The sequence below is a fragment of the Vicinamibacterales bacterium genome (assembly GCA_036504215.1).
Lineage (GTDB): Bacteria > Acidobacteriota > Vicinamibacteria > Vicinamibacterales > Fen-181 > FEN-299.
This window is the reverse complement of record DASXVO010000018.1, coordinates 24277-37748: the sequence shown is the minus strand read 5'-3', so window position 1 is coordinate 37748 and position 13472 is coordinate 24277. Positions and strand designations below refer to the sequence as shown.

The 13472-nt window shown below is 65.7% G+C and carries 8 protein-coding genes; 4 read left to right on the top strand and 4 right to left on the bottom strand.

Features of this window, described 5'->3' with window-relative positions:
- Window positions 1-8: 8 nt before the first annotated feature.
- Entirely contained in the window at window positions 9-1346 is a 1338-nt protein-coding gene (eno, locus tag VGK32_04375) for a phosphopyruvate hydratase (GenBank protein ID HEY3380978.1), read from the bottom strand.
- A gap of 230 nt (window positions 1347-1576) precedes the next feature.
- Entirely contained in the window at window positions 1577-2860 is a 1284-nt protein-coding gene (glgC, locus tag VGK32_04370) for a glucose-1-phosphate adenylyltransferase (GenBank protein HEY3380977.1), read from the bottom strand.
- A gap of 351 nt (window positions 2861-3211) precedes the next feature.
- On the opposite strand from glgC, the gene VGK32_04365 reads away from it, so the two are divergent.
- From VGK32_04365 to VGK32_04350, 4 genes are all read left to right on the top strand, one after another.
- Window positions 3212-4294, top strand: a complete 1083-nt coding sequence (locus VGK32_04365) for a hypothetical protein (protein ID HEY3380976.1) — start codon at window positions 3212-3214, stop codon at window positions 4292-4294.
- Window positions 4295-4360: 66 nt separating this feature from the next.
- Entirely contained in the window at window positions 4361-6256 is a 1896-nt protein-coding gene (locus VGK32_04360) for a TonB-dependent receptor (protein ID HEY3380975.1), read from the top strand.
- A gap of 262 nt (window positions 6257-6518) precedes the next feature.
- Window positions 6519-9458, top strand: a complete 2940-nt coding sequence (locus tag VGK32_04355; protein ID HEY3380974.1) for an ATP-binding protein — start codon at window positions 6519-6521, stop codon at window positions 9456-9458.
- 21 nt (window positions 9459-9479) lie between these two features.
- Window positions 9480-10937 carry a sigma-54 dependent transcriptional regulator gene (locus VGK32_04350; protein ID HEY3380973.1) on the top strand — a complete coding sequence of 486 codons (1458 nt, stop codon included), beginning with the start codon at window positions 9480-9482 and terminating at the stop codon, window positions 10935-10937.
- Window positions 10938-11104: 167 nt separating this feature from the next.
- Here the strand turns inward: VGK32_04350 and VGK32_04345 are convergent, their stop codons facing one another.
- Both VGK32_04345 and VGK32_04340 read right to left on the bottom strand, forming a co-directional pair.
- Window positions 11105-11938 (bottom strand): cytochrome b/b6 domain-containing protein, encoded by an 834-nt coding sequence (locus VGK32_04345; GenBank protein HEY3380972.1) that lies wholly within the window; start codon window positions 11936-11938, stop codon window positions 11105-11107.
- Window positions 11939-12325: 387 nt separating this feature from the next.
- A complete protein-coding gene (locus tag VGK32_04340) occupies window positions 12326-13444 on the bottom strand; it encodes a hypothetical protein (GenBank protein ID HEY3380971.1) in 1119 nt (372 codons plus the stop codon).
- Window positions 13445-13472: the final 28 nt, after the last annotated feature.

Here is a 13472-nt window from a genome sequence, read left to right as displayed (position 1 = left end):
CCCGATCCCTATTTCAACCGCCTGAACGATTCGCGCCCGGCGTAGCGTGCCTTCGCGCCGAGTTCCTCCTCGATCCGCAGCAACTGGTTGTATTTCGCGACGCGGTCGCTCCGGCTGGCTGAACCGGTCTTGAGCTGTCCGGCGCCGGTGCCGACGGCGAGATCGGCGATCGTCGAGTCCTCGGTTTCGCCCGAGCGATGCGAGATGACGGTGGTGTAGCCGGCGCCTCGGGCCATCTCGATGGCGTCGAGCGTCTCGGTGACTGTTCCGATCTGGTTCAGCTTGATCAGGATGCTGTTTGCGATCTTCCGCTCGATGCCGCGCCTGAAGATGGCCGGGTTGGTGACGAAGATGTCGTCGCCGACGAGCTGGACGCGCCCGCCCAGCTCGCGCGTGAGCAACTCCCACCCGTTCCAGTCGCCTTCGGCCAGGCCGTCCTCGATTGAGACGATCGGGTACTGGCCGATCCAGTCGGCGTACATCTTCACCATTTCCGCTGGGCTCTTCGTCCCGTCGCCCGACTTGTGGAACACATAGTGCCCTGTCCGGGCATCCGGTGCGCCGTTGGCGTCACCCGTGTCCTCCCACAGCTCGCTGGCGGCGACGTCGAGCGCGACGCAGACGTCCTGGCCCGGCTTGTAGCCAGCCTTCGTGATCGCCTCGAGCACCAGCTCGATGGCCTGGTGGTTTGCCTTGAGGTTTGGCGCGAAGCCGCCCTCGTCGCCCACGCCGGTCGAGAGTCCCAGCTTCTTCAGGATCGACCGCAGCGCGTGGAAGGTCTCGGCGCCGGCCCGGAGCGCCTCGCGGAACGACGGCAGGCCGACCGGAACGACCATGAACTCCTGGATGTCCACGTTGCTATCGGAGTGCGCGCCGCCGTTGAGGATGTTCATCAGCGGCACCGGCAGCGAGAACTGGTCGGCCGGCACGCGGGCCAGCGTGCCGATCGACGCGTAGAGCGGCGCGTGATTTGCCGTGGCCACGGCGCGTGCGAGCGCCATCGACACGCCGAGGATGGCGTTGGCGCCAAGCCGGCTCTTGGTCGGAGTGCCGTCGGTCGCGTTCATCAGGTTGTCGACCGCCCGCTGGTCGGCCGTCTGTCCAACCACCGCCTTGGCCAGCTCGCCGTTGACATTCGCGACGGCCTTCAGGACGCCCTTGCCGAGATAGCGGTGCTTGTCGCCGTCACGCAGTTCGAGCGCCTCGCGCACGCCCGTGGACGCGCCCGACGGGACCGCGGCCCTGCCGCGCGACCCGCTGTCCAGATCAACATCCACCTCGACCGTTGGGTTGCCCCGCGAGTCGAGAATCTCCCGGCCGTTCACCTGCGTAATCTTCACTGACATCCTCCTCGTCGACGTGTCCGACGGCACCATCGCGGTTGATGGAGTAACCAGCACGAGACCGATCTGCCATTCTACCCTTCGACTCAGTTGTGTTCATCAACGTCTCGCGCAGGGAACGCCCGTTTCACAGGGCGCGCAGGGCGCGAAACATGGTCAACACACGTGAACTCAGGGTCGAATGCGGCTGGTGTAGGCAAAGAGGTTCGGGGGGCGTTGGAAGCGCAGGAGCCTCACTCCCCGGCCGAACCTCGGCGGTCGGCTTCCATCTCGATCTGCAGTGCGTCCTCATCGATGTCCCGCACCATCGGCTCGTCGTCCCGCGTGACGACGACGACCCCCGTCTCCGTGACCGTGTGGCGGCGGCGATCCTCCTCGAGGTCGTACCCGATGGACGCGCCACGCGGGATGCACGCATCGCGGTCCACGATGACGCGCCGCAACCGGGCATGACGCCCGACGCGCACGCCGGGCATGAGGATGGCCTGCTCGATGTTGCAGAAGCTGTGCACGCGGACGTTGGGGCAGAGGATGCTGCCCGAGATGCGGCTGCCCGACACGATGCAGCCGGGCGAGATGATCGAGTCGAGCGCCTGGCCGCAGCGCCGGCCCTCTTCGGCGAAGACGAATTTCGCCGGCGGCGCCTGAGGCTGGTACGTGTGCAGTGGCCATTCGGGGTCGTACAGGTTGAACTCCGGATTGACCTGCACGAGATCCATGCTCGCCTCGAAGTACGCATCGAGCGTGCCGATGTCGCGCCAGTACTTCGCGGCCTTCTTGTTCTCGTCGTAGAAACGGTACGAGAACACCTTCTCCTCGGCGATGAGCGCTGGGATGACGTCCCTGCCGAAATCGTGCGTCGTGTCGCGGCCTGCGTCGGCCTCGAGGGCGCGGATCAGGATGTCCGCTTCGAAGATGTAGATGCCCATCGAGACGAGCGCGAGGTGGGGCGATCCCGGGATGGTAATGGGTTCGTTCGGCTTCTCCTGGAAGCCGATGACGCGGTCGCTCTCGTCCACCTGCAGGATGCCGAACCGGCGCGACTCGGCCAGGGGCATCTCGATCGTGGCAATCGTCACCGCGGACTGGCGTTCCTGGTGGAACCGCAGCATCCGCGAGTAATCCATCTTGTAGACGTGGTCACCCGCGAGGATGATGACCTGCCGCGGGTTCTCGCGCACCACCGAATACAGGTTCTGGTACACAGCGTCGGCCGTTCCGAGGTACCAGTTCTCGCCGACGCGCTTCTGCGGCGGCAGGATCTCGATGAACTCGCCGAGTTCCTCGGAGACGATGCTCCAGCCCATGCGGATGTGGCGGTTCAAGGAGAGCGACTTGTACTGTGTCGCGATGAAGACGCGGCGCAGCCCCGAGTTGATGCAGTTGCTCAGGACGAAATCGATGATGCGGTACGGGCCGCCGAAATAGACCGCCGGCTTCGCGCGATCCTGGGTGAGGGGGTTCAGGCGCTCCCCCGTTCCGCCCGCCAGCACGATCACCATGGCCTCGTCGAGCATGTCGTCCTCCGGCTCCCGGGATCAGCCGGCGGGGTCTCGGTGCGCCGTGTCACCGCGACGACGCCTCTGGCAAACAGCGAGGGGGCCCCGGCGCGGCGCGACCCGCCCGGATCAGCCGTCGGTGCACTCCGCCGAGGTCCACGGCTAGAAGGTGCTCAGCCGTGGTTGGAATCGGGCCGGTCGGGACAGATCGCCACGAAATCCACGGATTCCCCCGGGAATTCGTCATCATAGCACGCGCCGGCTTCTACCCGGTTCCGATGGGGTGGGAGGTTTTGACTTTCCAGTCTGGAGGCGACTATGATCCGACAGATGTTCGTCATTTCGACGGAGACTGGGAGTATAGTCGTCATGCATATCCGTGCCCGGGTGCTGGCCGTCGCCAGTGCTCTTATCGCCGCCCTTTTCTTCGTGGCCGCTGCCGGATCGTTCGCGCAGGACAAGAAGAAGGATGACAGGAAGTTCGACAAGCAGCAGCAGCAGGAAATCGCTGCCGCCCTCCAGACCGTGGACGGCGTGGCCGCGGGCCAGCCGGCGCCAAACGACCTCACGCTGACCTGGCAGAACCACTCGCTGAAGGCCCGGGATCAGCGCACGTTCGTGCCCTTCACGATCGCCATCGACAAGCTGACGACCCCGTCGGTGATCTACTACATCCGCGTCACCAGCAAGTCGGCAGCCGCTCCGGCCGCGCCCGCTGCTGCGGACGCGAAGAAGGACGACAAGGCCAAGAAGGAACCGGCCAAGGTCGAGTACGTGTTCGAGGACGTTCGATTCCTCGACCTGAAGGCTCCGGAAGCCGGTCAGCCGTATCGGTTGCAGCGCGCGTTCTCGGTGCCCGGAGGCGAGTACGACGTGTCGGTGCTCGTCCGTGAGCGGTCCGCGAACAGCAAGGACAAGAAGGCGCCGCCGCCGCGCACCGTCGTGGCGAAGCAGGCGGTCACCGTACCCAACTACTGGAACGACGAGCTTGCGACCAGCTCTGTGCTGATTGCCAGCAAGACCGAGCAACTCACCGCGGCGCTGCCCGAGGCGGAGATCTCCGCCAATCCGTACGTGTTCGGGTTGACCCGGCTCACGCCATCGCCCGACAACAAGTTCACGAAGAAGGATGAACTTTCGATCCTGTTCCTCGTCTACAACAACGGCATCGACAAGACGTCGAACAAGCCGAACGTGACGGTCGACTACAACTTCTACACGAAGAAAGACGGCGCCGAGAAGTTCTTCAACAAGACGAATCCGCAGAACTTCGACGCGCAGACGCTGCCGCCGCAGTTCGACGTCAACGCCGGGCATCAGCTCGTCGGTGGCCTGTCGGTGCCGCTCACGAGTTTCCCCGAAGGGGAGTACCGGCTCGAGATCAAGGTGACAGACAAGGTCACCGGCAAGTCGAAGGTCGAGAACTCGACGTTCACAGTGGTTGCAGGTTGACGACGGGCCGTCCGCGGTGCGGCCTGCCCGGACGGCAATGACGTCGTGAGCCACAAAGGCCAGTATATGAACCGCCTCTTCACGCTCGTTGGATCGACGGTCGTCGTGGGGCTGGTGGGGGCGACCCCGTTGGTCTTCGCGCAGTCCGACGGTCTTCGTCCCGGTGCGGACGACCGCGGGCGGCGCGTTGCGCGCGCGGCGTCCGGCCACATCGAAGGGGTCGTGGTGGACGAGCGCGGGGTTCCGCTCGCGGGAGCGATGATCTCTGCGCTCGGTTCGACCAGTGCCGTGGCGGTCAGCGATCGCCGTGGCTCGTTCACGCTCCGGGCGCTTCCGCCCGGAGCGTACCTGGTGCGCGCCCACCTCACCGGGTTCTCGCCTTCCCGCAGGCAGTTTGTCGAGGTGCGTCCGAGTGCGCCGTCCCGGTTCTCGGTGACGCTGCTGCGCATCAAGGCCGCCACGTCGCCGCCGCAGATGCTTGCCGCCGGCCTGGCCACCGGCGACGATCCGCTGTCCATCGAACCCCCGACCGGGGACAGCGCGGCTGGCGATGACCACAGCGAGAAGGCTTGGCGTCTGCGCCATCTCAAGCGCAGCATCCTCAAGGAAACGACGGAGCGGGCGGCGATTGACGCGGCCTCCGACCCCGACACCACCGCGACCACCGCAGCCGCGATCGGGAGGGCGCTCGACTCGTCCGCGCGGTTCCTGACGGACCTGCCGATCACTGCACAGGTGAATCTGCTGACGTCGGGCTCATTCGATCGCGTTCCCGCCACGGTCACCACCGCCGACAACATCGTTCGGAGCACGGCCTACTTCTCGTTCGCCGGCCCACTGTGGCACCACGGTGACTGGTCGGCTCGGGTCATGGCCCAGCCCGACTTGGGCGCCTGGTTCCTCGCGGCCGCTTACCACAACCGCGGCCCGTCGCCGCACGTCTACGACGTCGGGTTCTCCTACAGCGCTCAGCGGTACGACTCGGCCTCCGAGCGCTGGTCGCCGCTCTCGGGCCGGGATGCCCTCGGCAGGTCCGCAGGCTCCATCTACGGTGTGGGGCGGTGGGTGTTCTCGCCGCGCCTTGCGCTCGACTACGGCGCCAGGTACTCCCGGTACGACTACCTCCCGGGTGCGGGCCTTCTCAGCCCGAGCGTCAGCGTGACGGTCGTTCCCGTCAGACGGGTTCGCGTCTATGCCGGGCTCTCGCGACGGATGCTGGCGCCCGGCGCCGAGGAGTTCCTCGAGCCGTTGACCGTCGGCATGTGGGTTCCGCCCGACCGCACGTTCGTCGGTGACGCGCCGATGGTTGCCGAGCGGACCGGGCAGGTCGAGCTCGGGATCGAGAGCGATCTGGTGCGCGGGCTCACCCTGGCGTTCCGGAGCTTCTACCAGAAGACCTCCGACCAGCAACTGGCGTTGTTCGACGTGGGGCTGACCAGTTCGTTCGACGGCCGGCACTACTCGGTCGGCAATGCTGGCGAGGTGAATGCGCGGGGCTGGAGTATCGGGCTCTCGCACGCGCTCACGTCCCGTTTCCGTGGCTCTGTCGCATATCAGATGACAACGGCCAGGTGGCTGCCAATGGCGTCGGTCGACCGGCGCGGCTCGTTCCTTCCCGGTTTCGGCGAAGAACCCAGACAGGATGAGCGGCTCCACGACCTGATGACAGCAGTCGAGACCGACATCCCGCTCACCGCCACGCGCGTGTTCATCGCCTGCCGGATCAACACGGGCTTCGCTCGCCGCGACATCGACGCACTCAAGACAGGCCTGGACAGCCGCTTCGACGTGCAGGTGACCCAGCGACTCCCGTTCCTCGATTTCACCTCCGCACAGTGGCAGGTGCTGGTGGCGGTCAAGAACCTCTTCCGTGACCCGTCGCGCGACGGGTCCGTCTATGACGAACTGCTCGTGGTCCGACCGCCCACCCGCATCGTCGGCGGCGTGCTGGTGAGGTTCTGAGCAGGGTCGGGAAATCTCTCCCGGAGCGATATCCAAGGGGCGGGAAGCAGGCGGGCCGACCGGCCCGCTTTTTTTTCGTCCGCAATGCGATTCGACTCTTTGGATGAGTCATCCACGAGGTTGGATTAGGGTCCAAGTGCGGTTCGGATACAGACTGTAGATGACTGTAATCGAAACACTTAGCGGCGAACGGCGCGATCCGGTTCGTGGTATGCCGATTGCTATCTCGTCCAGGCATCGCCCTTCGTCTGGCCTTCGTCCGATGAGAAAGCAGAGAAAGACGGCAACCGCAGTTCCCTTCGCCGGCTGGCGCTGGCCGGGCTGGGCTCTGACCAGCCGGAATCTGCTGACGCTCGGGATCGTTGCCGCCCTCCTCGGTCTTGGCATTGCCAACATCGTCAGCCGTGCCAAATGGCACGAGGCGGACGATGGCGTCCTGTGGATGGCCGCCAGTGAAGGACTGGTGGCCAGGGAAGTCGCGCCCGGCAGTGCGGCCTACGCGGCCGGCATTCGCCCAGGCGACGTGCTGGACGCGATTGACGGGCAGGCCGTCGACAGTCCGGCGGATGTGACCGAGTGGCTGCACCGTGCGAAGGACGGCCAGTCGGCGAACTACCGCATCCTGCGGCTCGGCAGCCAGCAGGCCTTCGAGTTCAGGCTCGCCGCGCTGCCCGGCGGGAAGGGAAGCCTGTACCTTCCGCTGGCCGTGGTCGGTATCTTCACGTTGTTCGTCGGCGCGGCGGTCAGGCTCCGGCGCCCGGGCAACCCGGCGACCCTGCACTTTCTCTGGCTGGCCGGCGCGTTCTTCGGCTGTTCCGCGTTGTCGTCGAGCGGCCGGCTCGACCACCTCGACTGGGTCATCTACTGGGTGAATGCGGCGTCGGTCCTGCTTCTGCCGCCGCTGTTCCTGCACTTCACGTTGTTCTTCCCCGAACGGCCCCGGAACTGGGTCGAGACCCCGCTCGGCAGCCGCCTCTGGCCGCTGGTCTATCTCCCCGCGTTGATGCTCGGAGCGGCCCGGGTCATTGCCATCGCCCGGGCGACGCGCGACGCCCGCTTCTACATCACCGGTGTCGTGCAGAGCCTGGAGACGTACGAGCCGCTCTACTTGTCGCTGTGCCTGATCGGCGGGCTCGTGGTCGTGGGCAAGGCCTTCGGCCAGGTCCGTTCGTTGACCGCGCGCCGCCAGCTCAGATGGATTGCGTGGGGGACCGTGTTCGGCGGCCTGCCGTTCGCGTTCGGGTACGCGATCCCGTTTGCGCTCGGCATCAGCCCGTCGCTGCCGATGGAGCTGTCGTCCATCCCGCTCAGTCTGATCCCGCTCGCGTTCGCTTCGGCGATCGTCCGCTACCGGCTGATGGACGTCGAGGTGATCATCAAGCGGGCCATGGTGTGGGCGGCCGCGTTGTCGGCGATTACGGCCATTTACGCCGTGCTGTTGCGTCTGGCCGGGTGGATGTTCCTGGAGGACTCGCACCAGCACAACTCGGTGATCGCGGTGCTGGCAACGCTGGTGGTGGTGCTGCTCGCGCGACCGCTCAAGAACGCCATCCAGGCGACCGTCGATCGTGCCTTCTACCGGGACCGCTACGATTACCGTCGCGCGCTCGTGGGCTTTGCGCGCGACCTCAGTTCCGACCTCGACCTCTATCGCCTCGGGGACCGCATCGTCGCGCGGGTCACCGAGACGCTGCTCGTGGAACGGATGGCGCTCCTGCTCGGCGAGGAACGGTCGTCCCAGTTCTCGGCGATCCGGTCCGTGGGGCTCGCCGACGAGCCGATCCGGATTGCACGCGATTCCGCGCTCGGATCGCGGCTGGCGGGGGGAGAGGTCGTTGGCCTCGACGAGGCGGCGACCACGCGGAGCATCCCGCCGGACGAACTCGAGCCCTGGCGTGAACGTGAGCTGTACTATTTCATCCCCTGCGTCTCGAAGGAGACGACGATTGCGGTGCTCGCGCTCGGGCGCAAGCCGCGCGCCGAGCCTCTGAACAGCGAGGATTTCGCGCTGCTCGCCGTGGTTGCGGGGCAGGCGGCGACGGCGCTCGAAAACGGGCGGCTGTACCGTCAACTGCAGGTCAAGGCCGAGGAAGTCGGCCGGATGCGCGAGTTCAACGAGAGCGTCCTCGAGTCGCTCGATGCCGGCCTCGCGGTCGTCGATGTGAACGACCGGGTCGTTCGCTGGAACCGCGCGCTCGAAACACTGTATGGCGTGCTGCGCGGCGAGGCCGTCGGCCAGCGGCTCGACGAGCTCTTCGATCCGGCGTTCGTGGACGCCGTGCGCTCGATGCGAGCCCGCTCGCCGGAAGGCGGCAGCCTCTATCGCTACACGCTGCCCGGACGGCGGCTCGATCAGTCGGACGACAACCGGCTCCTCGTGAACGTCACGACCGTGCCGCTGCAGTCGCTGTCCGGCTCAGGATCGGACAGCGGGACGGTCATCATCGTGGACGATGTCACGGCCCGCGCCCAACTGGAAGAACAGCTGCAGATCTCGGACAAGATGGCCTCCATCGGCCTCCTGGCCGCCGGCGTGGCTCACGAGGTCAATACGCCGCTCACCGGCATCTCGAGCTTCACGCAGATGCTGCTCGAGGGGGCGGATCCTCAGGATCCCAAGACGCGGCTGCTCGAGAAGATCGAACGCCAGACGTTCCGCGCGGCGAAGATCGTCAACGGGCTGTTGAACCTGTCTCGCCCGGTGGCCGCCGGCGCGGGGCGGGGGACGGTCGACCTGAACGTCGTCATCAACGACGTGCTGTCGCTGCTGGAGCACCAGTTCAAGGTGGCGCGGATCCAGGTGCGCCGCGAGATGGCGACACAGGGTCCCGTCGTGATGGGCATCGAGTTCAAGCTTCAGCAGGTGTTCCTGAACCTGTTCCTGAACGCCCGCGACGCGATGCCGAAGGGGGGGTGGCTGTCGATCTCCACGAAGATCGCCGACGGTTCAGCCGTGGCGGAGGTCGCGGACACCGGCGCCGGCATACCGAGCGAGCACCTGGCCCGAATCTACGATCCGTTCTTCACGACCAAGGCCATCGGACAGGGGACTGGCCTCGGCCTCTCCATCACCTACGGCATCGTGCGCGAGCACGACGGCACGATTACCTGCGACAGTGACGTCGGGCAAGGCACGCGCTTCACGCTCGCGTTCCCCGTGGCGGCAGCCGCGGCGTCTTCGCGTCCCGTGCGAGCCATGTAGTCACCAACGGAAGAATAGCTGATGCCCCGTAACGGAACGATACTCGTCGTCGACGACGAAGAGATCATGCGCGAGATCCTCGAGGCGCTGCTGACGCGCGAGGGCTACGACGTTCGTCTTGCCGAAAGTGGCGTCGAGGGGCTCGACATCGCCCGCGCGATCCCGGTGGACGCCGCGATCGTGGACGTGATGATGCCGGGCATGGACGGTCTGACGATGCTCGACGAGATCAAGAAACTCGACGAGGATATCGCCGTTATCATGATCACCGCGTTCGCCTCCGTGGAGACCGCGATTGCCGCGATGAAGCGCGGGGCGTTCGACTACATCACCAAGCCGTTCAAGAACGACGAAGTGCTGGCGGTGCTGCGCAACGCGATCGAGCGCGGGCAGTTGGTCGCCGAGAATCGCGCGCTCAAGCAGAACCTCCAGGAACGCTACAGCAAGTTCGGCAACATCATCGGCCGTAGCGAGCGGATGAGACAGGTGTTCGACCTGATCATCCAGGCGGCGCCGAGTCGATCGACCATTCTGATCGGCGGCGAGAGCGGGACCGGCAAGGAACTGGTGGCACGGGCCATCCACTCGAACTCCCCGCGCGCCCCGCGCGCATTCGTCACGGTGAACTCGGGTAATCTGCCGCCGGATCTGCTCGAGTCCAACCTGTTCGGCCACGTCAAGGGCGCCTTCACCGGGGCGGTCTACCCGAAGAAGGGGCTGTTCGAGATGGCCGACAAGGGCAGCATCTTCTTCGACGAAATCGGGAACGTTCCGCTCGAGACCCAGCCCAAGCTCCTGCGCGTGATGCAGGAACGCGAGTTCATGCGGCTCGGCGGTGTCGAGAACATCAAGGTCGACGTCCGCATCATCGCCGCCACGAACGTGGATCTCCGGCAGATGATGGAGGAGCAGCGGTTCCGCGAGGATTTGTACTATCGGCTCCACGTCATCACCGTGCAGCTGCCGCCGCTTCGCGAACGCAAGGAGGACATCCCGCTGCTCGTGCAGCACTTCCTCAACAAGTACGGCGAGGAGAACGACAAGCGCGACATCGAGCTGGCGCCGTCCGCGCTCGATCTGCTGATGGAATACGACTGGCCAGGCAACGTGCGCGAGCTCGAGAACGTCATCGAGCGAGCGGTCGTGCTGTCCACCGGCGCGATGATTGGCGATGACCTGGTGCCCGATCAGGTCAGGAACCGGCCGATCTTCAAGATGCCGCAGTTCGCGCTGCCGCCCGAGGGCATCTTCTTCAACGAGGTGACGGCCGACTTCGAGAGGCGGTTGATCGAGTCGACGCTCGAAGCGGCAGGGGGAGTGCAGAAGAAAGCCGCGGAGCTGCTGCACCTGAAGCCGACCACGCTGAACGAGATGATCAAGCGCTACGACATCCGTCCCCGCCGGCGCCGCGGCGACAACGGCGATGAGCCCACCGTGCCCGCCCCGACGCCAGAACGGAAGGAAACCGAAGCGCGCTAGCAGCCCGCGCGCGGGGACGTGCCGCCCACGCACGAATCGGACCTACCAACCACCAAGGTCACCAACAACCCCAAGGGCCACACGGAACGCGGTGTGTCCCGGAGGCCTCTGCGCACACGTCTTCGTGTCCTTGGTGTCTTTGTGGTTCAAGTCGTGTCGGCGTCTTCCTACGCCGCGAACGACGGGTTCGCTGTCTGGCCAGGCCCAGCGGCCCGTCCGCGATCTGCGGCCGGCGCCTGATGCCTGATTGGTTCCGGTTCGGCAGCCGTGACCGGCGGGACCAGCGCCGGCAGGGCCGCATCGGCCGCCACCGTGTCGCTCGAACTGCCGTGCACTTCGTCGTACCAGAGCCGGTAGTGGTGGCGCGCCCACTGCCGATCGACAAACCCGGTGATCATCCCCTTGAGTCCGGCGCGGGTATCCGCGTTGACCGTCGCCATGAAGATGTGTCCAAAGACGAGCGGCGTCGCGCCCGCCGCGATCGTGAAATGAACCAGCCACGACACGAACGCGGGCTTCAGGAACCAGATCGTGAACCCGGTGACGATGTACACGGGGTAGGTCGCCATCAGGAACATGAAATTGATCTTCTCGGCGGCGTTGAACTTCCCCTGGTGTGGCAGTGACACGCGTCGACTGATGGCAGCCGGACCCATCAGCACGAGCCACTTCAGGTCGGCAAGTGTCCAGCGCCACGCTCCGTGGATGTTCTGCAGGTGGATACGAAATTCCCGGCGGTGCCAGAGGACCACCAGCAGAGGCAGAAACGCCAGGCACACGCCCGAGGTGCGGTGGATCAACGAGACGACCTGGCGCAGCGGAAGGCCCGGGTGGGCGTTGTACACCAGGACGAGGATCAACGCGGTCTGGTAGCAAATCGTAAACGGGATTGCGAGCGCCCAGTGGAGATGCCGTTCGCACGCGTGGAAGCGGAGCACCTCATCCGCATTGGGCACGGCCTCGCACGGTGGGTCCGGCGCGAAGAGACGAAGGGTGGCCACAGGACACTCCTACATAGCGACCGCGACGGTCGTCGTTGCGGGGGCCGGGAATTGGAATAGACGAGGGTTATCGTCGTTCACGCCTGCAGGGCACGTGCCAAATGGAACCATCGGCACGTTCTGCCCGCAATCGAAGGCCGCTGGCCCACTTGCATGACAGAACTGGAAGCTGTCCGACAGCTCCGTCCTCAGCTCAGCAGGAAACGGGGAAGAATGGATCCGGCTCGGCAGCCGAACCGCGCTGTCGCGATCTTGGTCGATCGGCGTTCACGGATACAGCGTGGGAAGGATGGAAGGCGTTGGGGGCAAGCGCGTGGCTGGTCGCCGTTCCGGCGACCACCCACGCCAAGTCTGAGAGCCTGCGCGGATGCGCAGGGCCTGAGGCGGCTATCGTCCGATCTGCGTTCCCGCGCCGAGCGAGGCCGGGCGCGGCCGCGAGCTCAGCCAGACGTTGCGGATTGTTGCGCCGGCGAACGACCCAGTGTCCGTGCCCAGCGCCCCGGCGTTGGAGCCCAGATACGCGACGTGCGGGGAGGGCGCGTACGGTCCGCCGCCCGCCGCGTTGATCGTGTAGTCGTAGATGACCGACCCGTTGATGCCACCCGCCTTGACCAGCACGCGGAAGCTATTCGCCGTCCACGAAGCCTGCCAGTAGTAGGTGGTCGTCGGGTTCAGGTACATCACTGAATCGTTGCGCTTACCGATGTCGGGCTCGAGCTTGTAGGCCGAGCTGCCCCACACCGCCTTGAACGAGATGCAGTTGTCCGGGTTGCCGGGCGCACCCCGGTACTGCACCGTCGCCTCGTAGCTATTGCCGGTTACCGTGCCGGTGCTCTGGGCCATCGAGAAGATGTTCAGTTTCGGCCCCGGGCCGTTTGGCGCCAGCCCTTCGACCTCCATCGAGAACTCGCCGGACGAAATCGTCTGCGGAAGCTGATAGCGCACGTAGGACTGAGTGTCGCCAAGCCGGATGCCCTTTCCGGACACGAACGTGGTGTTGCCGAACCGTTCACCGATCGTGAAGTTCTCGATCAGCGGGTCGAACAGTTCGCCGGCGCGGTTGTAGCCGCCAACTTTCGTCCGGAACTTGCCAATCACCCAATCCGAGGCCGTGCCGCCTGCGACGAGTCGAACGCGCCAGTAGTAGCGCGTGGATGGCTGCAGGTCGGTGGTGAGCGTGATGCTGGTCGTCCCCGAGCCCTCTGGCACGCTCAGCTTCGAGACCGCCACCGGCGAGAACGCCGCGTTGTCCGCAAGCTGGAAGTCGTACGTCCGGGCCGGGCCGGACCCGCCGGCGTTGCTGACGGTCAGCGTCGGCTTGACCGTGTCGAGTTGCTGGTCATCGGTCGGCGCAGTGATTGTCGGCGCGCCTATCGTGCCGGTCGGGCTCGTCGCCACTGAGGGGCTGTTCGTCCCGCACCCAATCACCACACCGGCGATGATCGCGAGCGAAACCGCAATCCACCAACCTGTTCTGTTTCCGCGTGCCAAAGTGAACTCCTTCATCGTGCATCCACCCTGATTGAGTCGACGG

What these genes read in the sequence shown, in the direction of transcription:
- eno (HEY3380978.1), bottom strand. Translation starts at nt 1,346, where the DNA reads ATGTCAGTGAAGATTACGCAGGTGAACGGCCGGGAGATTCTCGACTCG.
- glgC (HEY3380977.1), bottom strand. Translation starts at nt 2,860, where the DNA reads ATGCTCGACGAGGCCATGGTGATCGTGCTGGCGGGCGGAACGGGGGAG.
- VGK32_04365 (HEY3380976.1), top strand. Translation starts at nt 3,212, where the DNA reads ATGCATATCCGTGCCCGGGTGCTGGCCGTCGCCAGTGCTCTTATCGCC.
- VGK32_04360 (HEY3380975.1), top strand. Translation starts at nt 4,361, where the DNA reads ATGAACCGCCTCTTCACGCTCGTTGGATCGACGGTCGTCGTGGGGCTG.
- VGK32_04355 (HEY3380974.1), top strand. Translation starts at nt 6,519, where the DNA reads ATGAGAAAGCAGAGAAAGACGGCAACCGCAGTTCCCTTCGCCGGCTGG.
- VGK32_04350 (HEY3380973.1), top strand. Translation starts at nt 9,480, where the DNA reads ATGCCCCGTAACGGAACGATACTCGTCGTCGACGACGAAGAGATCATG.
- VGK32_04340 (HEY3380971.1), bottom strand. Translation starts at nt 13,444, where the DNA reads ATGAAGGAGTTCACTTTGGCACGCGGAAACAGAACAGGTTGGTGGATT.